Origin of the sequence: Cyclobacterium salsum (assembly GCF_010119245.1) — a bacterium.
Classification (GTDB): domain Bacteria; phylum Bacteroidota; class Bacteroidia; order Cytophagales; family Cyclobacteriaceae; genus Cyclobacterium; species Cyclobacterium salsum.
In genome coordinates, this window is sequence record NZ_WNKG01000004.1 from 247,942 (window position 1) to 270,477 (window position 22,536).

Genomic DNA, 22,536 nt, shown 5'->3' on the forward strand with positions numbered 1-22,536 from the left:
GCTGCCTGTTTTGGTTTACTTTATCAGGGAAGCGGCTTGATCATGATATCCTTGTAATGGATTACACTTTTCGGATCATGTGCCTGCAAGGCAATGGTGCCGCTGCTTAATTTCTTTTGACTATCTCCAATGTCTCCTCTATGCTGTGCCTCGGTAAATTCATTAATAACCTCACCGTTCACTTTTACCGTTACCTGGTCTCCTTCCACGATGATATGTTGGGTATACCACTCTCCGTCCGATACAAAGGTTTCTTTTACATCTTTGAAACTGTACACGCTACCCGTTTTTCTCCAGTCTCCGTGGGTCTGATTAACCTGGATTTCATACCCTTTTTCGGGCCATCCACCTTCCTGATAGGCGGTATGGATAAAAATACCTGAATTGGCATTGGGCATGGTCTTAACCTGCATCTTCAGTTCGAAGTTTTCAAAATCATGATCTTCTACTTTACCGGTATAGAACAAATGGGCCCGGGGTCCATCGATCTTAATGACTCCATCTTCTATGGAAAAAGATTCCGGATTTTCACTGATGGTCCAGCCTTTGAACGATTTGCCATTAAAAAGCTTGATCCAGCCGTCTTTATCGGCTTTCTGTGCGTATAGGGAAATAGAAATGAAGGCAAGGAAAACAATACAAACTATTTTTTTCATCGGGATAAGAATTGGTTTATTGTTGTAGTAATGTTGAAAATTACTACAATATACGGTATTATTCAAGTATGTTCTTTGTTTCGGGTTTTTAAAAATTCCCTGCTGATTCCCGTACGAAAGAATATCGTTGCGAAATTCGAAAATGTAAAATTATAATTATCCTTTTCAGTAGTTCCAAACCGGAATTAAAATTATATGCAGTAAGGAAGCATAAACTCCATTTACTACCGTATAAATAAAAAATAATAGATTTTTGATTTTGGAATAGTCACTGTATTTTAGGGAAATTTTTAAACAGAACCGTAGTATGAGCCAGGAAGAAAAAACCAGTTATTCCAAGGAGGAACTTCAGGAATTTGAAGTTCTTATTAATGACAAGCTTGCCGTAGCCAAAGAGGAGCTTTTGCAACTGAAAAGGTCACTTAGCAAACAAAATGACAGTGGGACAGACAATACCGCATCTACTTCCAAAATTCTGGAAGATGGAGCCGATACGCTGGAAAGGGAAAGTCTTAGCCAACTGGCTGCCCGTCAGCAAAAGTTCATTATTAACCTGGAGAATGCCCTTCGGAGAATTAAAAACGGCACCTATGGGGTATGTGTCGACACCGGAAAGTTAATCAGTAAGGAACGGTTACGGGCGGTGCCCCACACCATGCACAGCATTGAAGCCAAATTAGCCAAAAAGTAAGTTGGATTTTCTGCATCGACATATTGAAGCCCTGGTATTCTGCTCTCCCGATCCCCTGGGCTTGGAAGAGATTCAAAAATGCCTGTCAGAAATGTTTGAATCAGAAATCCCGGTCGAACATTTGGAAGATGCCATTTCTGCCTTAGAGCAGAAGTACCAGGATGAAGCGCATGCATTCAGCCTGGAAAAATTAGCAGGTGGCTACCAATTTTTAACCAAGCCTGCCTATCAAACCAGTATTGCCATTCTGCAAAAACACCAATCCCAGAAAAGGCTTTCTACGGCCCAATTGGAAACCCTTTCTATCATCGCCTACAAACAGCCGGTCACCAAATCGGAAATCGAGCAAATCCGAGGCGTAAACTGCGATTATTCCGTTCAGAAGCTCCTTGAAAAGTCTTTGGTGGCTATCAAAGGAAAATCCGATGGTATCGGTAGGCCACTTCTATATGGCACCAGCACCCGTTTTATGGAATATTTCGGCATCGATGACCTGAATGAACTGCCACAACCAAAGGATTTTAAGACCGAAGAAAATGAAATCGGTGATCAAAAGGAATGAATTTTCATAGATAATAGTAACATCCCAAAAAAAAGCGTAATTTTGCAGCCGCTTTGACCAGGACAAGTCTCTAAAAGTCAGGGATTACTAATTACAACTAGCATAAAATACAGCAGAGATGCTGCAACGTTCATGAAAAAATTCAATTCTTCCAATGGAGATCCCTCCAGGAAATTCGACAAATATAAGCGCAATTCGGATAACAAGTCGCGCCCATCCGGAAACAAACCCCTGAAAACCGAAAAAAATGAACTCCCGGAAAAAAGGGAATACAAAGGCAGGGGGAAAAACGAGCGGCCCGTGTACGGAACCGTAGAGGAAAAAGACCAAAAAAAGAAGCCCTTCAGAAAGCCCTATTCACCAATTAAGAGAGCAGGAAAACCCGGTAAAGGTAAATCCGACAACCAACCGGAGTACAATTTGAATGCCATTCAGAAGACACCTCGACCAGAGGAGGCCGAAATCAGACTGAATAAGTTTATCGCCAATGCCGGTATTTGCTCCAGAAGAGAGGCGGATAGCCTGATCGAGAAAGGGGAAATTACAGTCAACGGAAAATTGGTGACCGAACTGGGTTTTAAGGTATCCCGAAAAGACAAGGTAACGTTCAAAGGAAAGTCCATCCGGCCAGAAAAACCCGTTTATCTGTTACTTAATAAACCGAAAGATTTTATCACGACTACAGACGATCCGCTTGAACGGAAAACGGTCATGCACCTGGTAGAAGGTGCCTGCGAGGAACGCCTGTTTCCAGTGGGTAGGCTCGACCGAAATACCACCGGATTGTTGTTTTTTACCAACGATGGAGAACTTTCCGCCAAGCTCACGCATCCAGCTTACGAAATCAAAAAAATCTATCAGGTAACGTTGGACAAACCCATTGCCAAAAACGATGTGGATGCCATACGAGAAGGGGTAACGCTGGAAGACGGTCTTGCCGAGGTGGACGATTTACAGGTCCTTTCGCTGGACAAAACCATTTTGGGACTAGAAATCCATTCGGGAAAAAACCGGATTGTGCGCCGAATCTTTGCTCATTTTGGATACGAAGTGACTGCCCTGGACCGGGTGGCATTTGCCGGTCTGAGCAAAAAAGACATCCCTCGGGGAAAATACCGGTTCCTCAATGAAAAAGAGGTAATCAACCTAAAATACCTGAACAAAGGTAAAAACAAAAAGCGGCAAAAATAAGCCGCTTTTTGTTTTTAGCAGGGATTTGGCTAACTTATTTCGAAAAGATGCCAAACCCTATGAAAGCCATTTGGAAAAATAAGATCCTTGCCCAGTCTGACGAGACATTGATAATAGAAAACAACCACTATTTCCCACCTGAATCCTTAAAAAGGGAATTTTTTGAAATTTCAGACACCACTTCCGAATGTCCCTGGAAAGGAAAGGCCAGTTATTATCACATTCGAGTTGGAGATGACAGCAACCGGGATGCCGCCTGGTTTTATCCCCAACCCAAGGAGGCTGCAAAAGAAATTAAAAATCACGTTGCCTTCTGGAAAGGTGTCAAGGTAGAAGAATAAGCCCTTATGGAAAAATTCGATGCCATCATTATCGGCGCCGGTCAATCAGGCATGCCCCTGGCTAAAAAAATTGGCGCGAAGGGCCTGTCAGTTGCACTTATAGAAAAACGAGCCATCGGTGGCACCTGCATCAACGACGGTTGCTCTCCCACGAAAACCATGGCCGCTTCGGCACGCGTAGCCCATCTGGTCAGTAGGGCAGGAGATTTTGGGGTGGACGTTGGAGCCTATACCGTCAATCAGAAAAACGTCAAAAAACGAAAGGACTATATCGTCGACCTGTTTCGGGGCGGAGCATCCAGAGGGTTGGAAAAATCCGAACAGATCACCATCATTATGGGAAAAGCTGTCTTTCAATCAAATCGAAGTGTTCGTGTAGAACGGGAGGGAAAATCAGACCTGGAACTGGAGGCAGATAAAATTTTTATCAATACAGGATCCGCTCCCCGAATTCCCGAAATCGAGGGACTGGCAGAATGCCCCTTTCTGGACAGCACGAGCATTATGGAGCTGGAAGAAACGCCCAAACACCTGATCGTGTTGGGAGGCGGGTATATCGGATTGGAGTTTGGCCAGATGTTCCGCCGTTTTGGAAGCAAGGTCACCATTATGGACATGGCTTCCCGGCTCGTTCCCAAGGAGGATACCGATGTTTGCGAAGAGATATCCCGTATTTTCAAAGAAGAACAGATCGATACTAAAGTAACTATTGAAGCCAAAAAAGTCAGCTTTACGAATGGGAAGATTACAGTAGCCTACGAAGATAAAGAGGGGAAAGGCAGCGTCAGTGGTTCCCACCTACTGGTAGCGACCGGCCGAACTCCAAGCAGTGCGACGCTGAGGCTGGAAACCATTGGAGTGACCCTGAGTAATAGTGGCCATGTAGTCGTTGACGAAAATTTTGAAACCTCCGTGCCGGGTGTTTATGCGCTGGGAGATGTGGCAGGAACTCCGCCCTTTACCCATATGGCCTACCACGATGCCTACCTGGCATTTAACAGAATTTATGAGGGAAATACCAGCCTGTCTAAAAAGGATCGCCTGGTGCCCTACTGTGTCTTTATCGATCCCCAACTGGCGCGAATCGGGCTAAATGAGGAGCAGGCAAAAGCAAAAGGCATCCCTTACCATACAGGCAAGTTTTGGATGAAACATGCCGGAAGGGCCCTGGAAACGGATGAAACAAAAGGCTTTTTTAAGGTACTGGTAGACCCTGAAACCCGGCAAATTCTGGGAGCCACCATCCTGAGTATGGATGGGGGTGAAATCATGGCCGTGCTGCAGATGGCCATGGTAGGCAAGGTGCCCTATGATCAGATCCAACACCTGCCCATTGCCCATCCAACCCTGGCCGAAAGCCTGAATAATTTAATGGGGCAAGTCAAAAGTACCGATTGATAGTTCAGGCCGAATGCCAATGGTAAGAAAACCTACCTTTGAAAAGTACCTTTATATCCTTTATCCTAATGAATGTAAACCCCTCCGTTTCTTCTATGAAATTATCTTTTTTTCTGCTGTCTTTATTAGTGCTTCAAGGAATTGCTCCTGGCCAGGCGCAATCCATTCACACCTTTAACGAGGGGCTCTATGTTGAAAATGTCCATCGCTATGGGCGGGAGGTCCGTTTTACAGATCCACTAGCCCATGCACTGGCGGTTGGAACTTTCCCCTCTCCGGCGGAAGGACAACCCTTTATCCAGGAAGAGGGTGAAGTTTGGAAATCCCTTTCGGCAAATGAAGAAGGAAGATTTACAGGACGAATCCGCAGCGGATACCTTTCCCTCAGCTATCATTCGGCCAAGTCCCAAAAGGCCTTGTTGAAAATCAGTGGAAATAGCATGGTCTATGTAAATGGCATCCCCCGAGCCGGGGATATTTATGGAGACGGTTGGCTGTACCTTCCCGTTTCCCTTAAAAAAGGTAAAAATGAGATTTTGGCGAGGTTTAACGGACTTTGGTCCGGGATCAGTGCCGAATTGCAGTTGGATCCAAAGCCCGTTACCCTGCAGGTCGCCGATGCCACCCTGCCAGACAAAGTTCTAGGTAGCGGGCAAGGCCAGATGACTGGCGCAGTGGTGGTCATCAACGCTACGGACCGGCGCTTGCAAAATGCAAGGATGGAGACCAACCTTAACGGTCGCCTACAAATGGTTGATTTACCAGAAATCCCTCCCATGACTTTCCGAAAGGTACCTTTTGAGGTGGATGCCAGTACCCTGACCGAAAAAGGGGAATACAACTGCTCCCTACAACTCCTTGTCGGCAAAACGGTCTCCGATACTCAGGAGATAACCCTGTCCGCACGGGATGAGGCCGAAGAACATTACAAGCAAACCTTTATCAGTCAGATTGACGGGAGCGTGCAATACTATGGAGTAGCCCCGCAAAAAGGCGGACCGGACGAAAATCCAGCACTTTTTCTCTCCGTTCACGGGGCCGGCGTGGAAGCCATTGGTCAGGCCCGGGCATATTCTCTTAAGGACTGGGGCGTATTGGTGGCCCCAACCAACAGAAGACCCAGGGGCTTCAATTGGGAAGATTGGGGGAGAATCGATGCGCTGGAGGTGTTGGAAATCGCCAGAGAAAAATACCGACCAGATCCCGAACGCATTTACCTAACCGGCCATTCCATGGGAGGACACGGTACCTGGTACCTGGGCGCCACCTATCCGGGCAAATGGGCAGCCATCGCCCCCTGTGCCGGCTATCCCACCCTCATGGGCTATGGTTCGGCAGACGGTAGAATTCCGGAAAACGCATCCACAGACACGGAAAAAACCCTGCTTCGGGCCAGCAATCCAAGTGATGTCATTCAACTGGCGCATAACTACCAGGCTTCGGGGATCTACATCCACCATGGAGATGCCGACCGGGTGGTTCCGGTAACTTATGCCCGGCAAATGCGTGGAATACTGGCGGCGTTTCATCCGGACTTCAGTTATTACGAATACCCTGGAGGTAGCCATTGGTTTGGCAGCGAAAGCGTGGACTGGGCACCCCTCTTTGACTACTTTCGCTGGCACCAAATTCCAGCAGATTCCGCGGTAAACACCATCGAATTTACCACGGCCAACCCAGCCGTTTCCGATTCCTACAAATGGGCGCGTATCCTGCAGCAAACGGTACCCCTGGAATACAGCCGGGTCAAACTTGAGCGAAACCCGGATCAAATGGCCATCAGCGGGACCACCGAAAATGTTTCCATCCTGGGCCTGGATGTCAGCAATTACCCACTGGATTCGATTATTAACCTGGAACTGGATGAAACGCAGTTGGAATGGAAAAAAAATAGCGATACCCTCTTGTACCTTCACAGAAGCCAGGAAACCTGGAAATTCGGTCAGGCACCCGACCCTTATGATAAAGGAATTTATCGGAATGGTACGTTTAAAGAGCCTTTTAATCACCGAATGATCCTGGTGTATGGAACGTCAGGAAGCAGGGAGGAAAAGGAATGGGCCTACAATAAAGCCCGTTTGGATGCGGAAACCTGGTATTACCGGGGCAATGGAGCCCTTGACATTATCGCAGATCGGGAATTTGATCTGGAAGTTCATGGGGATCGGGGGGTTATTTTGTATGGAAATGCCGATACCAACCGGGCCTGGGACCTGCTCCTGGCGCATAGCCCGATTCAGGTAAACCGGGAGGAAATCCGGGTAGGTGAAACGGTTTATTCCGGAGAGGATTTGGGAGCGTATTTTATGGTGCCGCGAAAAGACCATCCCCAGCGATCGGTGGCGGTGATCAGCGGAACGGGAAATGCCGGTCGACAGACGTTATTTGCCAACCAGTATTTTGCCGGGGGAAGTGGCTTTCCGGATTTCGTGATCATCCGGGCAGATCTGCCGGTGGTAGGTCTGGAATCAATTTTGGCCAGTGGCTATTACCAAAACGACTGGAGCTTACCGGAGGGTAAGTAGATAAGATGGTTTTTGCCTTGGTACGCGAAATGAAAAAAAGAAGCCGGTGTCATAATTATTCCGCAGTAATTTATGGAAGAACAATGGTCGCCCATTGAAGGGTATTCGCTTGTTCGGTTTGATCAATTTTCATAGGCGAAATTAACAGTAAATAAGTAACTTTAATCTCCTCGCCAACCTTGAAGCTGATATGGGCTCGAATAATTTGTTGCCCGGATTTAGATTGAAGAAGTGCAGGCAGGCAGCGGTATATCATGCGCTTTTGAGGCAGCCGCTCAGCATAGGGTATACCGAACGTATTATTAACCTCATGGCTATGGGAAGATTGCACTTAATTGAATTCGAAGATCAAAGGTGGTTTCCGGCTTTTTTAAGAACCTACATGACTGATTTTTTACAGTTCCTTTCAAACAAGACCGGAATGTTCAAGCCTATTATTCCCATGCTACAGAAACAACTTGCAAAAAGTCAAACAAAAACCATCGTCGATCTGGGATCGGGTAGCGGCGGTGCATTGTTGGGTTTAAGCAAAGATTTAACCCAGAAAATTCCCCAGCTAAACATTCGCTTGACAGATTTTTACCCAAATACCGACGCGATGGATCGCATCAATAGCGGGAACGTTAGGCTTAGTTATGAAAACAGACCCATCGATGCCAAAAATGTGCCTGCTGAACTGCATGGGCTGAGAACCCTTTTTTTATCCTTTCATCATTTTAAACCTACTGATGCCAGGTTAATTTTACAAGATGCCCTGGACTCAAAAAATCCGATCGCAATTTTTGAGGCACAGGAGCGTAGTTTGATAAGTATCCTGGCCATGCTGTTTTCGCCGGTAACCGTATGGCTAACCACCCCATTTATTCGACCCTTTTCCCTCGGCAGAATCCTATTTACGTACTTCCTACCACTAGTACCTGTATTTGTCCTCTGGGACGGCGTGGTTTCAGCCCTTCGAACCTATTCGGTAGCAGAAATGAGCCGGTTAGTAGCAGGTCTCAAAGGGAAAGAACAATTTGAATGGTCCATCGGTAAGATCGCCTCAGGACCATCAAAAATTTTGTATTTGAGGGGACTTTAAAACAATGAAATCGAGCCTGCCTTGGGCAGACAGATATGACACATGCGATACTCATGGGTGAGTTTGACAGTGAGTTTCTAAAAGTATCTTCCAATATTCGAAGAAGTATTATTGAGGCTGTATTCCGTCAGCGGGCAACGGTTCTATCCCCAGGTCCAGTGACAACCTGGCGAAGCCCATCTCGTCTTCTACATTTACAAACATCCAAAGCTTGCCGTCTTTTACGAAATGCTTTTGAGGTGGCATGCTGAGGTCCGGTATTTTGGACTCTGCCAGCATATCCAGGTTTTCATCAAAAATAGTCAGGAATACCTCCGCATTGGCAGCCGTAGGCCATTCAAAGCTCTCCGTATTTTGTTCTTCGAAAACCTCCTTGTGTGAAAACCGATAATATACCCTGTTATTTTCATCCCATACGGGAGGAGAAAAACTGATTTCTTCCCTTACCTGAACGATGGCTTCGATAAAAGCTTGCTGGCTGTCAAATTCGGTGGCGGGGACTTCTGTTTTTGCATTCTCGGTAAGCTGGCTTTGATAGGATCTTACCAGCAGGCTATCCTCTTCAGGAAGGTATTCGTAAATCTCATTGGTCAGGTTACTTCCCAACAATATTTTACCTCCCTCCCAGACCATAAAGGTTTGAGGACCGGACACCATATAGCTTTTACCATCTGTATACTGCAACTCAAATTGCTTTAGCCTGTCATAGTGGGGCAGTGAGATTCGTTTAGTCCAACCTTCCTTTAGGTCAACCCGCATCAGTTCGGTGGATTTCTCTTCGATGTTTCTTACATAACCTAGGTATTGGTCGTTCTCCTCAGCAAGATGCATGGAAACCCGAAAAGGCTGCTCCTCACCGATTTTGTCGGCACCCGTGCCTACTCCCTGAAATTTCAGTTCCTGCAACTTTTGGCCATTCAAGTCAAAAATCGCAGGACTTGGAAAACTGATGATCATCAGTTGATCATTGTCCAGGAGGAAAAACGAACGGAAAAAATCGCCGGTACCGTTTGGACCCTCTTTTTCAAAGGGATATTTCTGGACCAATCTCATTTCATCCAGATCAATTTTTTCAAGGGCATGATCATGATGGTTGAAGTTGTAGAGAAACCGATGATCCGGTGAAAGGTCCGATTGATACAACCGTCCGGACACAAACAACAATTCCTCGCCCGGGTCTATGAGCACCGTGTCCAGGGAATAATCCAACGAAGTTCTGCCACCGATATTCTCCAACCGTTCTTCGCTGGAACAGCCCAGGTGAACTGCGAGAAGTAGAATAATGGAAATAATGTTTTTCATGCCTATCAAATTTTAAACTATAAAGTTAAAATTTAAATACTAAAAACCTATTATTTCAAATAAAAATCAGGAGTAATTTTTTTATAAACGAATATTTTAAATAAATTACTTTGCATCATTGATTTTAACACCCTAAAATGGCGGATTCATTACCTACCCTTCGAAACGTGAAATTGAAAATACGGCCATTGCTTTTGGTGGGAGTTTGTCTAAGATATCGTCTCGCTTTAATGGTTGGATTATTATTCATTCTGCTTGGAGGCTGTAAGCAAGAACCCACATCTGTCCCGGGCCTGGAAAGGATATCCGTGGATCTTTCGCAGGTGCGTACCGGAAAATTATCAGAGTTTTTCGAACCCCATATAGAATACATTTGGCTAGAGGATGATTCGGAGGAGGCGCAGTTGACTTCGGGATTGCAAAAAATACTTTTTCATCAAGATAGGATTTACACCCTGGATATTTTCGGGTGCAAGTGTATCCATATTTTCAATAAGTCAGGTAAGTACATGTCAAAAATCGACGCCTATGGAGAAGGGCCGGGCGAATACCTGGACTTTGACGCCGCGGCGGTTGTAGACGGAGAACTAGTCCTCCTCGGAGTATATCCACGTAAGATTATGTGGTTTAGTCTGGAGGGTAAATTTCTACGAGAGTTGTCGTTTCGTGACCGAATAGGACCAGGCGTTTTTTCAGAATTTGACGATCGCTATTACCTGTACAATTACACACGAGAACCGGGGGACTATTTTGTCAGAAGCTTCGACAAATCCCTTCAGGATACGGTAACCTATTTCCCCTATGATCCGGCAAAACTTTACGGAGAGGTTTCCGGAAGAAGCTATCTTCAAAAAAGCAGCGAATATCTTTATTACGGAATGACCTATTCGGATACAGTTTATCAAGTTGACAATGGAAATTTTATTCCAAAGCTCGTATTGGACTTTGGGAAATATGCACAGGATCTGGATGAGATGAAGCGCCTAGACGATCCAAGGGAACGACTGGACTTTATCAATAACAGAGCCAAGCTATATTTTAGAGGCCAGTACCTTATTTCTGAGAAACAGCTATATACCATACTTATTTATGAAAAAAAGGGAATCAACGTATTCTTTGATCGGGAACAACAGCAAACCCATGTAATAAAGGACAGGATAATTGATGATATTGACGGGGCATACGATCCCTATTACCTGATCTATAGTTTCGAATCGGGAAAAGTCGGCCTAAAAGTTCCGGGCAGAGATCTCTATGAAGTACTTAGGGAGAAAAAAGCCAATATGGGAAAGGCGGAATTTGAAAACTGGGTAAAAGACCAGGGAAGGAATTTCGCAGAAACAGCCATGAAGGCACGAGAATCCGAAAACCCGGTATTGATTGTGTACAGGCTGAAGTAGCACAGTATAGAACCTACAAATTAGGAATCAACTCATCTGGCTGCATTTTTACGATATATAAAGGACAAAATATTACAAGACAGACAACTGATGAATCCCTCAGAGACGGATTGATCTTTTTGCGTGAATAGCTAGACGATTGTATGAATCCCATATAAAGGAATATTGATTAACCAGTCTTCTTCCCTATAGTCCGATAACGAGGTGCGAATATTGGTGACCGTTTTATATTTTTCCACAAATACTTTCAAACTTTTTGCTTTCAAATTTTCTTCCGCTTTCACTTCAATTGGAATGATCTGTCCCTTAAGTTGGATAATGAAATCGAGCTCGGCGGTCGCACTATCTGCTGACCAGTAAAACGGTGCTAATCCCAATGCCACCAATTGTTGCAAAACAAACTGCTCGGAAATGGCTCCCTTAAATTCTTCAAAAAATTGATTGCCTTCCAAAATTGTTTTGGCATCCAAGTCAACCATAGCCCCCAAAAGACCTATATCCAAAAGAAAAAGCTTGAAGGCTCCAAAGTCCTGGTAAGCTTTCAACGGCATTCCTGCTTTTGAAACCCGATTGACTTGATGAATTAGGCCGCAATCTTTTAACCATGCCAATGCCATCTCGAAATCTTTGGCCCTAGCTCCCTTTTTGACCTGACCGTAGATGAATTTTTTATTCTCTTTGCTGAGTTGAGCAGGAATGGCATTCCAAACCATCCGTATCCTTGGCACAATATCAAATGGGGCATGTTTTGAAAAATCTTGTTGATACGCGTCCATGATTCTGGTTTGTATAGATCTAACAAGCACCATGTCTTTTGTCTCAATATACGTCTGAACAGCCTCCGGCATTCCTCCAATGAAAAAATATTGTTTGAGCAGGTTTTTAAATTTTTGAGCAAAAGGCTTGACCATTTCCCATTGATGCGTTTGAAGTAGCTGATTTAACGATTCCTGGCCTACAGCATCCATAAATTCTTCGAAGTCCAGCGGATAAAGATCCATGAATGCTACCTTTCCAACAGGGAAAGAGGTTTCCTGATGCAGCGCCACTCCCAATAATGAACCTGCTGCTATCACATGGTAAGAAGGGGCATTTTCTTGAAAATACTTCAAGGATGTTAACGCACCTTTGGATTCCTGAATCTCGTCTAAAATCAACAAGGTATTTTCAGCATCTATTTTAATTCCTGTTTCAATCTGAAGGGCCATGAGCAAGCGTTCTGTATCAAAGTCTTGTTCAAAAACCTGCCTCATTGTCTGATTACTTTCAAAATTCACATAGGCAACCTGCCCGTAGTGCTCTGTACCAAAAGCTTTCATCAACCAGGTTTTACCAACCTGTCGCGCTCCTCTAATAATTAATGGTTTTCTTTTGGGGGAATTCTTCCAAGAGATAAGGGATTGGAATAATTTTCTTTTCATGTCCAGATGGTTGAAAATCTAATTTACACTTTTTCAAAGGAAAAAATGTAAATAAGCACATTTTTTCAAATGAAAATTGTACCTCCCCACATTTTCTTAAACTAACCTCCCATCTTCCTTGTCCGAATACGCATTACTTTCAGTTACGGGAGATTTCGAAAAGAATAAATAACGGGCCATTAGCCTGAACAGCTAATTTCCACCTGTCCCAACAAATTTCCTAAAGTTGTCCTTAACAGTTCTTAGGTTGTCCCGCCTTTGAGGCTTTCCCAAATCACTGAGATTTAGCTATTCACCAAAAAGTCTGGATTTTTGGTGAATCGGGTATTTTCACGTTAATCGAATCATCGGACTTCATGCCTCGTTATCAAAAACCTCCCCAGCGCCAAAACCTGTAGGGCTTCAACAACAATAACCGAGGGCCAAACCCGAGGCCTTCGAAAACCTGCTGTTCGGCATTTGCAATGTCGAACCCAGATAAACTGGGTTTGCAACCCTGGTCACGTGAACGCAAAAACACTGCAGCCGTAAATTAGTGAAACCTATCAGCTTGACTAAGACGCTTGAGCCTGTCGAATGCATCTATCGACTCATCGACCAATCCACTTATAGATCAAGGTCATAAATCTATTTTAAGCCGCAAAAAACCCAGTTCATCCTCCATATTCTCAAAAATCCAGATGGCACCGTCCTTTACAAAATAAGTCCGGGGAATAGTGGTTAATTGGGGTACTATCGACTCCGTTATCATCTCCAGGTTTTTGTCAAACACTGTCAGGTAAACCCGAACGTTTGTAGCAGACAGGGAAAACCAACCATCCTCTTCAACCGTTTCGACGTCTGCCTGATAGGAAAACCGGTAATATCGAGCATTGACTTGGTCCCAAATTAACCGCTCAAAATTAATCTCTGCCATTCCGGTTGCCCTTATTCGCTCCATCGCCTCATCACTATCTACCTGCTTGGGATAGTAAGGCGTTTTTTGGTTGGGCGTTAATCGACTTTCATAGGTTTTCAACAGCAAACTATCTTTCTCAGGAAGGTATACGTACAATTCATTGAACACATTATTGCTGATTACAATGCTTTTTCCTCCTGTCTGAAGTAAAACCTGCGACCCTAAAAAACCAATAATTTCACTCCCATTGACTTGGGTTACACGGTATTCTTCCAGCTTATCAAATGCTAGAAGATCCAATTTGGTTAGTGTAGAATGGGAGGCATCCACCTTTATCAACTCCATGAACTTTGCGCTCCAATCTGTTAAAAACCCTAAATAGTGGTTATCAGAACCGGGAATTACCGATTTAATGCGAAATCGGTTTCCTCCATCCAAAATACCCGACTGTTCCAGTACCTGCTGTATAGTTACTTCACTCAATTTCTCCCCTTCTAAATTAAAAATCGCTGCATGCTTTAGCGAACCTGCTACTAAAACGCTGTCTTCCCCCAAAAGAAAAAACGGTGTAAAAAAAGACCCGGTACCCTGAGGCCCTTCCCTTTCAAATGGTATTTTCTCAACGAACTTTAATTCATCCAGGTCAATTTTTTCCAAGGCATGGTCCGTAGGATTGTAATTATATAGAAATCTTCCGTCGGCTGACAATTCAGCGTAGCCCAAACTTGCCCTTAGGTATAGGATTTCATCTCCCGGATCCACCAAAACGGTATCCAAAGAAAAAGACAGTTGCCGTTCTTGCCCGATTTCCTGTTTTTCGGGACTTCCGCAGCCGACGATTAAAAGAAGAATGATAAAAAACCCGAATTTGCTCATGGTCAGGGGTTGAGTAGGCAATATAAAAATAAAATAGCTTTTTAAAAGGGGCTTTTAGCTTCCTTCTGCTCCATAATATTCTTTTTTAATGGCTTCACAAAATTCCAGTAGGGAATAATTTCTCACCCCTTCCCTAATGGGATAGCCTTCGTCCACTCGGGAAATAACCGCCCCCTTAGCGGCCTTCGTATCCTCCATGCTTATTGAAAAGCCTTTACTGATTTTGGGTGAAAGGGTATTTTGGATCTCAATGGCCCATTCCACTTTTTCGGATTTAACCAGTAATAGATCACACTCCGCTCCCTGATGGGTTCTGTAAAAATAGAATTGGTAATCCGGTCCTAGCACGTTGATTATCTGCTCTTAACCATGGATTGAACCAGCTTCCAAGTAGATATAAATCAAAAAGTGAATCTTCAAAACTAGTTTACCATGAAAATCGAAAATATGATTTTCGATTTTCATGGTAAATTTATGGCCTACTATTCTAAATGACAATGTATGTACGAGAATAGTTGATTTTCTAAAGCTCGTTACGTCAGGTTCAACCCCTACCGGGGTTGGAGCTAATCGGTATTCCATCAGCCGTGGGCTGCACCCACGGTTATTGTTGTTCAGGCCCTTCAGGCCTGGGATACGTTAGGTAATCGATAGAAATTGGTTATGAAATCGAGCAAGTTTTATCGCCCTCCTGTCCAATCATTTTACCAGAAATCTCGAATCAATTCCGAGCCAGTTTCTAGACAATCAAATCCTCCGATTTCTTCCCTCATTATCAAACTCCTCCCCGATACTGAAGCCTGAAAGGCTTCAACAGCAATAACCCTGGGCGAAACCCGGGGACTGCAAGAATCCAACCTTCACGCAACCCCGGCAGGGGTTGAACAGGGCGTTGCATACCAACTGTCCTATCCGGAAATAAGGACTCCTCTCCAACCCCCCCGGAAGGATATAATGGTGTATTAACCATAACCCGCTTTTGGCATTTGGAATAGCGAATTCAACTAAACAGCGTTTGCAACCTCACTAGCGAGGATGCTTTGGGTATAGGATTAAATCGGAATACTACCAATCTATTCGGGTCGAAGGCTATCAACCTATCCATCCTCGTGTAAAATCAGCAACCTTCATTCCTTCCGCTGTATCACATAATTCTTGATGGGACTGTGCATGCTGACCTCCTGCAATTTGCCATTCTCGTATTGGTAGTTGTTTTCGTTGCCTTCCACATAGGTATCGTAGGCCCCGTTTCCTTTGGCCGTAATGCTGGCAAACTGGCCGTGGTTTTCAGTAATCATTCTTTTCTTGCCTTTGGGTTCCTCAAAAAACAAGCGCACCGCACTGTAGTCGATTATTTCACTGACCTGATCATTGAATTCATACTTATAGGAATTGGCCCGGATTTCATAGATCCCATCTTCCAGCCAAATCCTGGACAGAAAATCTCCCCGGTTGGTCTTTTTTTCTACGGAGGATTCGATAAACTGCCCCTGATGGTATTTTACTTTGGTGGTATAATCCAGGTTGATCCGACCAAAAAACCAGAAGCTCACCTCACTTCTCAGCAAAAAGTACGTGGTATCGGCATTGGTTTCTTTGGTGGCCACCATGTCACCAATGTTGATGCCCAGAATGGAAATCTCATATTCATGCCTTTCCTGTGCCTGAAGCAGCAAAGGTGAAAAAGCTAAAATAAGGGCGGCAATTGCAACAAGGGGACTTTTTAACATGTAAAAGCTTATTTATAAATTCTGGTTAGACCAATAGGTTTTATGTAGACAACAACGAATAATATTCAAAATAAGCTTAAACTTACCAAAAAATACTTCAAAGATGGGATTTGGGATTGCAGATTTGTGATTTGGGGGTATTGAATCGCCCATACACCCATAATCACATTCCCCCGCTTATATGTTCTTCTTATATGGTTTCTCCTTTTTTTCAACCATATAAGAGATTATAAGGGTAAAGGCTCATTTTGGCGTTTTCTTCTGGAAAACCGATCATTAACTATTATTTAAAGAATAAATTGAAAAAGGGTCCTGATCTAAAAAACCCCTTATATGTCCTTCTATGCTTTATATGGTTCCTTTTTTCCATGAAATTAAGGGGAAATTCTCTAGGAAGCTTTTTCAAATCCTACTAGAAGAAAATACGAAATCATAACTCAATATTTAAGCGCACAAACCCCATCTCATCATCTATATTAACAAACAGCCAAAGCATCCCATCCTTAATAAAATGCCGTAAAGGTTTCTCGGTTAAAAAGGGAAGTTCGACCTCCTGGATCAAGTTCAATTCCTCATCGTACAAAGCCAGGTAAACATTAGCTCCGGCAGGCAGGGGAAAAAGTCCTTCCGTTATTTCGCTTTCATAATAATTCTCGTAAAATAACCGCCAATACAGTTTGTTCTGCCCATCGTAAACAGGCAATAAGTAATGAGGTCCCTCCATGAATTGCTGAAAGTACCTGGAAAACTCACCTGCAGCAGCAAAATCACGCCCTTTTGCCTTATTTTCGGACTCCATCCACTCACTATTGGAGAAAACCACCTTGATGGTATCGGCTTTCGGATCGTAAAGGTAAAATTCACTTCCGGTCTCCGCCCCAAACAAGACGCCGCTGTCTACTATTTCCAGGTACGTTTCTACTTCGTGATAGGCATAGTTATCCCCATCATTTAAGGAAGCGGTATAAGTTCCTAACCTATCCAATAAAGGTAACGAATAGCGGTGGATTTGATGTTGGTCCAGATCCAACCTGACAAACGAAGCCAGTTCGTTTCGAAAAGCTTTTGCAAGGCCATAAGCTTCCGCCTCACCGGAAGGATTCACCTGAACCCCTATAAGGGATTCCCTATCGCTAAGAACATCCCCGGAAAACTCCTTCGGATCCAGCTTCCAGGAACGGTCAAGTTTGCTACTTTGGTCAAAAACCATTGCCCCATTCCAGGTGCTGAAGAAAATAGCTCCTCTCTCCCAGCCCCTGAGGGAATGGATACCCCTTAGTCCGTCGGGACCTTCCTTTTCAAAGGGAATTTTCCAGTCCAGAACCAGGCAATCCAGGTCGATTTTTTCGAGTTGGTGTTGCTCCAGGTCAAAATTGTACAGGTATCGGCGATCCGCACTCAGTCCGGAAACATCAAGCCCTCGTTTTAGAAAAAGCAATTCATCGCCTGGATCAATTTGGACCGTATCCACACTGAATTTCAGTTCCCAAACCTCACTTTCCACTTGAGGGCCGCAAGAAACCTGCACGTAAGCGAACAGAACTACTTGCATCAAAAACACAAAGCGATTTCTCATTTGAAACAAATTACATTTTGACATGATTAGAAAAACCCGAAATCAAAAATCAATCGATAACCGCACAAACCCCATCTCATCTTCCATATTCTCAAAAATCCAGATCTTGCCGTTTTTGGCGAAGTGACGGCCAGGAACTTTGGTTAATTCAGGAACCAATGATTCCCCGATTAGCTCCAAATTTTCATCGTATATGGTCAGGAATACTTTGCACCTATCCGGAATGACATCAAAAACTGGCTTATCTGAATTCGGATGGTATTCACCTATATAAGAAAACCGATAAAACAGTTCTTCTTCAGTATCCCAAAATGGGGCATTGTAGTTAATTTCTTCGTTGATTGTTTGATAAATGGCATACATCTCTTCCTCAGAATTTACTTCATTGTGGTATTTTCCTGCCTTTTCAATGGGCATAATCTGACTATCATATGAAAAATGCTGCAAGGAATCACCTCCCTTATCCAAGACATACATCTCATTACTTACGCCCGTACTCAAGATGACCTTGTTCCCCTCAGTAACCAAATAAGACCCTGGAGAAATCGAACTTTTGGCAGGTCCATCCCGAAAGGTCACCCTAAACGGTCTTGTACGGTCCATAAGCGGTAATGGAATCCGGCTAATTTTTTGAGCATTTACATCTATCGTTGCAAGTTCGGTTTCATCTTTGTCGAAAACCGATATCAGACCATAAAATACCATAGCACCAGTAGAAAAACTTTTTATTCCGCCCAATTGCTCATTGGAGGAAAGATGTTCTGTTTTATCACCCAGTTTATTTAGTGGAAGGTCCATCACTTTTTTACCCTCCCAGGTAAAAATTCCCCCCACTCCACTGTAACTTCCAAAATACAGACTATCCGCGTTTAAGGGGAAAATGGTATGAACATTTCCACCAATTCCATTTGGTCCTTCTTTTTCAAAGGGAATTTTTTTCTCTAACCTGAGCTCGTTTAAGTCAATTTTTTCAAGGCTATTGTCTGAAGGGTTGAAGTTATACAAATACCTGCGGTCGGAGGAAAGAAAGGATTGGTGAATACCACGATTCAAAAACACAATTTCTTGTCCCGGACTCACCATCACCGTATCCATAGAAAACGACATGGTATTTCTATTTGCAAGCTTGGATTGCTGTTCAGGACTTCCGCATGAAACCAACAAAATTATGGAGAAAAGGAAAATAAAATCTTTCATCTCTTAAATAGTTAATTTTAAATAATTTGAGGTGTTGATTTAAAATGAAAAAAACATAATTGGAAATTGAGGATTTAGGATTATTGGAGACAGTTTTTTGGGCTGATTACATATGTACCTATTTGATTATGTTTAATTTAGGGAAGTATTTCACCTTCTTCTCATTTTCAATTTTAACCGTATTAATTAAAATTAAAACGAAATTGTATAAATATAAAAATCCCAGTACAGCAAATTTAACTAATGGGTTTCCCAGTACGGCTGGAGATATATCCCCAGCTTGACTAAGTCGATAATACATACTACCAATGAAATAGATGTAAGTTAATATCACTATAATGGTCCAGGATATCTGAAAATTCAGAATTTCCTTACTTATGTAATTTATATCCTTTATTTTTCCCTTTCTGGAAATCCATAATATTAATGGAATTAATATTCCTAAAAGAGGGAATAGAACAAACCCTAGCGAAGAAAGATTTAAAGCCATAAGAAAACCTTTGTCTTCAGTAATAGTCCAATCAATTATCTCATCCGGACTTGAATCCAAGGCACTAGCCAATCGTCTAAGCGTGTCTCCACGTGGTTCTGTTTCACCATTCTCAATTCGCTGGATGGTTCGGATGCCTAATCCTGAGTTTTCTGCTAATAGTTCTTGAGAAAGTCCCCTGCGATTACGTAATTCCCTTACCCTTTTTGCCAGAATTAAATTTTTCATCTTTTCTATACTTTTTATTATCGAGCAAAAGTATACTTTTCCAATTCACGTGATTACGCCCCTATAGCGTCATATTTACGCCATTTGTGTTTAATGCGTCAAAGCGATGCCATTTATGGCCATCTTAGTTTTATGATTCAAGATTGGATAGATCCGAAATCATAATTCAAAATTCAAGCGCACAAACCCCAGCTCATCCTCCAGATTGACAAACAGCCAAAGCATGCCGTCCTTGACAAAATGGAATCCGGGTGGTTTCGTTAAATCTTCAACAAGGGATTCTGCAATCACGTTAAAATCAGCATCAAATACCGTCAGGTATACGGATGATTTATACACTTCCTCCTTAATAGCAGGGCTTGCAAAGTTGACAGCTTTATGGGAAAACCGGTAGAATCGATTGTTTTTTTTATCCCAAACGGGAGCCATAAAACTGATTTCTTGTTGTACGCTTTGGGTTTCTTTCTTAAATTCTTCCTCTGTTTCTGTTACCTGGTTGTATTTGCCTTTTTTCCTATCTTCCGTAAGCATAGGTTTATAGTTGATCTTTTTTAAAGTATCTAAATCGGCATCGTAAAGCAGGATTGTATTATTTACCTCATTGGTAATGACGTAATTGCCTTTGTGCTTAGAAATATTGGCTGAGGGAAAGGACATTTGTACTCTAGAAGGACTACTTAGCACAAATCGAAAGTTCTCCAGTGCATCCAAAGGAATCGGAGTCTTCTTCAAATGTCTGAAATCGGAATCCAACACACCCAAGGAAAAGGTTCTTTCCCTGGCATTTCTAATCAAGCCCACCATCTTCTGCGGATCAAACATATAGGTATTCAGAAATTCAAAACGTTCGCCCTCAATCAACCGATCCCCGTCGAAATCTATCTCCGCAATGGGGAATTCAGCCACCTTTCTCCCTTTTAAGTCAAAAATACCAACTTTTACGTACCCTAAAAACGCCACCAATTCGTCTGATATCAGATCCATTCTATATACCATATCTCCAACTCCATCAGGACCTTCCTTTTCGAATGCCAGTTTATCTTCAAGCTTCCTACTGTTTAAATTGATTTTCTCAATGGTGTGGTCGGAAAGGTTGAAATTATAGAGATAGTCTCTTTTGGCCTCCAGCGAAGCCATCCGAAGCCCTGCATTTAAATACAGCAGTTCATTTCCCGGATCAATCATTACTGTATCCAGAGAAAACTCCAGGTTAGTTATTCCCTGATTTCCAACCTTCTCTTTTTCGCCACAACCGATAAGATAGCTGCATAAATAGATTACCAAAAACTTTCTCATTTTATAGCTAATTTCTTGGGAGGATGGTGGATTTATGATTTCCGATTGGGTAAATCCGAAATCGACAAGCGCACAAACCCCATCTCATCCTCCATATTCTCAAAAATCCAGATTTTACCGTCTTTGGCGAAGTGATAGGCTGGTTTATTCGTCAACATAGGCACTCTGGATTCAGCGATTTGATTCAAATCTTTGTCAAAAACAGTCAGGTATACCTTCGCCCCTGTAGGAGACGGGACCATGCGGTTTTCGGGCGTTTCGGCAGTATCGGAAAATTCAGCCATACTGGAAAAACGGTAATATAATTCGTTTTTTTCATCCCAATGGACAGCATGAAACCCGATTTCCTCGTGAATTCTCCTGTAAATCCCCTCCATTTCTTTCCGGTCACTGACCTTACCCGGATGATTGCCTTTTTTTTCATTGGCCGTCAGTTCGCTTTCAAAAGCCCTTTGGTCTAAGACCCCTGTGAGCGGATCATACACATAAAGGTCGCTGGACACCTCTGCACCTAAAATTACCTTCCCACCTTCGCATTTAACGTATTCTGAAGTCCCCATAACATAACCCATTTGACCATCATTGAATTCGATCTTAAAAGCACTGGTTTTTTCGAAAAGCGGTACATCAATCCTTTTAAAATGGTCTTTGCCCAAATCAAAAACCGCCAGGGCGGTGGTTTTTTGCTCCCAATTTGAAACCAAACCGAAAAACACCTGGGGCTGTCCCGGTTGGATAACAGGCATAAAAAGATGTTCCCCATCTACTATCCGTTCAGCCTCCGCTCCTACTTTCTTGAAGTCAAACTGCCGCTTTTTATTCCCATCCCAGTCCAGGAAATTGTCCTGGTTATAGCTTCTGAACAAAATGGAAGTTTCATCCACTAACAAAAAACCCATAACATACTGCCCCACGCCGTTTGGCCCCTCCTTGGAAAGGTTGATTTTGTCTTCAAACTTGAGTTCATCCAGATTGATTTTTTCAATGGAAAAATCGGTAGGATTAAAATTATACAGATACTTTTTATCCGGGCTCAATTGGGCTTGATTCAAACCAGAATTTAAGAATAGGATTTCCTGACCCGGATCTACCATGACCGTATCCAGGCTAAAATCCAGGCGGACTTCACCGTTTTTTTCCCGGGTATCACGGCCCTCACAGCCAATAAGTAAACTAGCGAAGAAAAGAAAAACGAAAAGCCTCATGTGGTTAAGATTTGATTTAGACTAAAAAATTAAGAATTTTCCGGGCAAATTAAAATAAATAGGTGTTAAAAAAGGGTAAATAAACCACACATTTAATTTTGGTCTCTATATATTACATGTTTCGTCATATATTACCCTGTAAATACTGCACATTTTCAATCAAAATACCCTGTATTTATTACATTTTATCTAATGAACTTACCCTATTACCTGGGTGGTAAACTGCCGGAATACCTAGACTGGTTTGTGGCTAACTATCTCACAAAAAAACGTTACACCAAATTTGTCAGCGATTTAGGATTAAAAATAAAACACGGCAAGGAATAATTTTACCATTAGAAGATATATCTCAAACACCCCCAGAATTACATTAAAACCCCTTATATGTCCTTCAATGCCTTATATGGTTTCTCCTTTTATTTAACCATATAAGAGATATAAGGGATTATAAGGGTGAAGTTTCCCGGGTTAC

The 22,536-nt window shown here is 43.0% G+C and carries 19 protein-coding genes; 8 read left to right on the forward strand and 11 right to left on the reverse strand.

The annotated features are described in order from the left end of the window. Positions 1–23: 23 nt before the first annotated feature. A complete protein-coding gene (locus GJS45_RS08365; RefSeq protein ID WP_162341022.1) occupies positions 24–656 on the reverse strand; it encodes a 3-keto-disaccharide hydrolase in 633 nt (210 codons plus the stop codon). Between the two features lie 307 nt (positions 657–963). Here GJS45_RS08365 and GJS45_RS08370 point away from each other — a divergent pair, with 307 nt between their 5' ends. From GJS45_RS08370 to GJS45_RS08400, 7 genes are all read left to right on the forward strand, one after another. Beyond that, positions 964–1,347, forward strand: coding sequence for a TraR/DksA family transcriptional regulator (locus GJS45_RS08370; RefSeq protein WP_162341023.1), 384 nt, complete (start codon positions 964–966; stop codon positions 1,345–1,347). 1 nt (position 1,348) lies between these two features. Beyond that, on the forward strand, positions 1,349–1,909 hold the full coding sequence (gene scpB / locus GJS45_RS08375; RefSeq protein WP_162341024.1) for an SMC-Scp complex subunit ScpB: 561 nt from the start codon (positions 1,349–1,351) through the stop codon (positions 1,907–1,909). 132 nt (positions 1,910–2,041) lie between these two features. Then, positions 2,042–3,100, forward strand: a complete 1,059-nt coding sequence (locus GJS45_RS08380) for a pseudouridine synthase (protein ID WP_162341025.1) — start codon at positions 2,042–2,044, stop codon at positions 3,098–3,100. A gap of 59 nt (positions 3,101–3,159) precedes the next feature. Then, a complete protein-coding gene (locus GJS45_RS08385) occupies positions 3,160–3,441 on the forward strand; it encodes a DUF427 domain-containing protein (RefSeq protein WP_162341026.1) in 282 nt (93 codons plus the stop codon). A 6-nt stretch (positions 3,442–3,447) separates the two neighbouring features. Next, positions 3,448–4,839 carry a mercuric reductase gene (locus GJS45_RS08390; protein ID WP_162341027.1) on the forward strand — a complete coding sequence of 464 codons (1,392 nt, stop codon included), beginning with the start codon at positions 3,448–3,450 and terminating at the stop codon, positions 4,837–4,839. 95 nt (positions 4,840–4,934) lie between these two features. Next, a complete protein-coding gene (locus tag GJS45_RS08395) occupies positions 4,935–7,364 on the forward strand; it encodes a carboxylesterase family protein (RefSeq protein ID WP_162341028.1) in 2,430 nt (809 codons plus the stop codon). Between the two features lie 190 nt (positions 7,365–7,554). Further along, positions 7,555–8,445, forward strand: coding sequence for a hypothetical protein (locus GJS45_RS08400; RefSeq protein WP_235954682.1), 891 nt, complete (start codon positions 7,555–7,557; stop codon positions 8,443–8,445). A gap of 108 nt (positions 8,446–8,553) precedes the next feature. Here the strand turns inward: GJS45_RS08400 and GJS45_RS08405 are convergent, their stop codons facing one another. Next, a complete protein-coding gene (locus tag GJS45_RS08405; protein WP_162341029.1) occupies positions 8,554–9,747 on the reverse strand; it encodes a DUF4221 family protein in 1,194 nt (397 codons plus the stop codon). Between the two features lie 230 nt (positions 9,748–9,977). On the opposite strand from GJS45_RS08405, the gene GJS45_RS08410 reads away from it, so the two are divergent. After that, positions 9,978–11,147: a 6-bladed beta-propeller gene (locus GJS45_RS08410; protein WP_162341030.1), complete on the forward strand. Its 1,170-nt coding sequence runs from the start codon at positions 9,978–9,980 to the stop codon at positions 11,145–11,147. A 131-nt stretch (positions 11,148–11,278) separates the two neighbouring features. Here GJS45_RS08410 and GJS45_RS08415 read toward each other — a convergent pair whose 3' ends face one another. From GJS45_RS08415 to GJS45_RS08455, 9 genes are all read right to left on the reverse strand, one after another. Next, a complete protein-coding gene (locus GJS45_RS08415; protein ID WP_162341031.1) occupies positions 11,279–12,568 on the reverse strand; it encodes an ATP-binding protein in 1,290 nt (429 codons plus the stop codon). A gap of 619 nt (positions 12,569–13,187) precedes the next feature. Beyond that, a complete protein-coding gene (locus GJS45_RS08420; protein WP_162341032.1) occupies positions 13,188–14,342 on the reverse strand; it encodes a DUF4221 family protein in 1,155 nt (384 codons plus the stop codon). A 54-nt stretch (positions 14,343–14,396) separates the two neighbouring features. Further along, a complete protein-coding gene (locus GJS45_RS08425; protein ID WP_162341033.1) occupies positions 14,397–14,606 on the reverse strand; it encodes a hypothetical protein in 210 nt (69 codons plus the stop codon). Between the two features lie 863 nt (positions 14,607–15,469). Then, positions 15,470–16,072, reverse strand: coding sequence for a DUF6134 family protein (locus GJS45_RS08430; protein WP_162341034.1), 603 nt, complete (start codon positions 16,070–16,072; stop codon positions 15,470–15,472). 430 nt (positions 16,073–16,502) lie between these two features. Beyond that, positions 16,503–17,624, reverse strand: a complete 1,122-nt coding sequence (locus tag GJS45_RS08435) for a DUF4221 family protein (RefSeq protein WP_235954684.1) — start codon at positions 17,622–17,624, stop codon at positions 16,503–16,505. Between the two features lie 66 nt (positions 17,625–17,690). Next, a complete protein-coding gene (locus tag GJS45_RS08440; RefSeq protein ID WP_162341036.1) occupies positions 17,691–18,845 on the reverse strand; it encodes a DUF4221 family protein in 1,155 nt (384 codons plus the stop codon). A gap of 118 nt (positions 18,846–18,963) precedes the next feature. Continuing rightward, positions 18,964–19,563, reverse strand: coding sequence for a helix-turn-helix domain-containing protein (locus tag GJS45_RS08445; protein WP_162341037.1), 600 nt, complete (start codon positions 19,561–19,563; stop codon positions 18,964–18,966). Between the two features lie 159 nt (positions 19,564–19,722). Next, positions 19,723–20,859, reverse strand: a complete 1,137-nt coding sequence (locus tag GJS45_RS08450) for a DUF4221 family protein (protein WP_162341038.1) — start codon at positions 20,857–20,859, stop codon at positions 19,723–19,725. Between the two features lie 32 nt (positions 20,860–20,891). Further along, positions 20,892–22,064, reverse strand: a complete 1,173-nt coding sequence (locus GJS45_RS08455) for a DUF4221 family protein (protein WP_162341039.1) — start codon at positions 22,062–22,064, stop codon at positions 20,892–20,894. Positions 22,065–22,536: the final 472 nt, after the last annotated feature.

Excerpts from the sequence above, each read along its gene's own strand:
- GJS45_RS08385 (WP_162341026.1), top strand. The coding sequence starts at position 3,160 with ATGAAAGCCATTTGGAAAAATAAGATCCTTGCCCAGTCTGACGAGACA.
- GJS45_RS08400 (WP_235954682.1), top strand. The coding sequence starts at position 7,555 with ATGGGCTCGAATAATTTGTTGCCCGGATTTAGATTGAAGAAGTGCAGG.
- GJS45_RS08420 (WP_162341032.1), bottom strand. The coding sequence starts at position 14,342 with ATGAGCAAATTCGGGTTTTTTATCATTCTTCTTTTAATCGTCGGCTGC.
- GJS45_RS08395 (WP_162341028.1), top strand. The coding sequence starts at position 4,935 with ATGAAATTATCTTTTTTTCTGCTGTCTTTATTAGTGCTTCAAGGAATT.
- GJS45_RS08455 (WP_162341039.1), bottom strand. The coding sequence starts at position 22,064 with ATGAGGCTTTTCGTTTTTCTTTTCTTCGCTAGTTTACTTATTGGCTGT.
- GJS45_RS08430 (WP_162341034.1), bottom strand. The coding sequence starts at position 16,072 with ATGTTAAAAAGTCCCCTTGTTGCAATTGCCGCCCTTATTTTAGCTTTT.
- GJS45_RS08415 (WP_162341031.1), bottom strand. The coding sequence starts at position 12,568 with ATGAAAAGAAAATTATTCCAATCCCTTATCTCTTGGAAGAATTCCCCC.
- GJS45_RS08440 (WP_162341036.1), bottom strand. The coding sequence starts at position 18,845 with ATGAAAGATTTTATTTTCCTTTTCTCCATAATTTTGTTGGTTTCATGC.
- GJS45_RS08435 (WP_235954684.1), bottom strand. The coding sequence starts at position 17,624 with ATGCAAGTAGTTCTGTTCGCTTACGTGCAGGTTTCTTGCGGCCCTCAA.
- GJS45_RS08365 (WP_162341022.1), bottom strand. The coding sequence starts at position 656 with ATGAAAAAAATAGTTTGTATTGTTTTCCTTGCCTTCATTTCTATTTCC.
- GJS45_RS08445 (WP_162341037.1), bottom strand. The coding sequence starts at position 19,563 with ATGAAAAATTTAATTCTGGCAAAAAGGGTAAGGGAATTACGTAATCGC.
- GJS45_RS08370 (WP_162341023.1), top strand. The coding sequence starts at position 964 with ATGAGCCAGGAAGAAAAAACCAGTTATTCCAAGGAGGAACTTCAGGAA.
- GJS45_RS08410 (WP_162341030.1), top strand. The coding sequence starts at position 9,978 with ATGGTTGGATTATTATTCATTCTGCTTGGAGGCTGTAAGCAAGAACCC.
- GJS45_RS08380 (WP_162341025.1), top strand. The coding sequence starts at position 2,042 with ATGAAAAAATTCAATTCTTCCAATGGAGATCCCTCCAGGAAATTCGAC.
- GJS45_RS08405 (WP_162341029.1), bottom strand. The coding sequence starts at position 9,747 with ATGAAAAACATTATTTCCATTATTCTACTTCTCGCAGTTCACCTGGGC.
- GJS45_RS08450 (WP_162341038.1), bottom strand. The coding sequence starts at position 20,859 with ATGAGAAAGTTTTTGGTAATCTATTTATGCAGCTATCTTATCGGTTGT.
- GJS45_RS08390 (WP_162341027.1), top strand. The coding sequence starts at position 3,448 with ATGGAAAAATTCGATGCCATCATTATCGGCGCCGGTCAATCAGGCATG.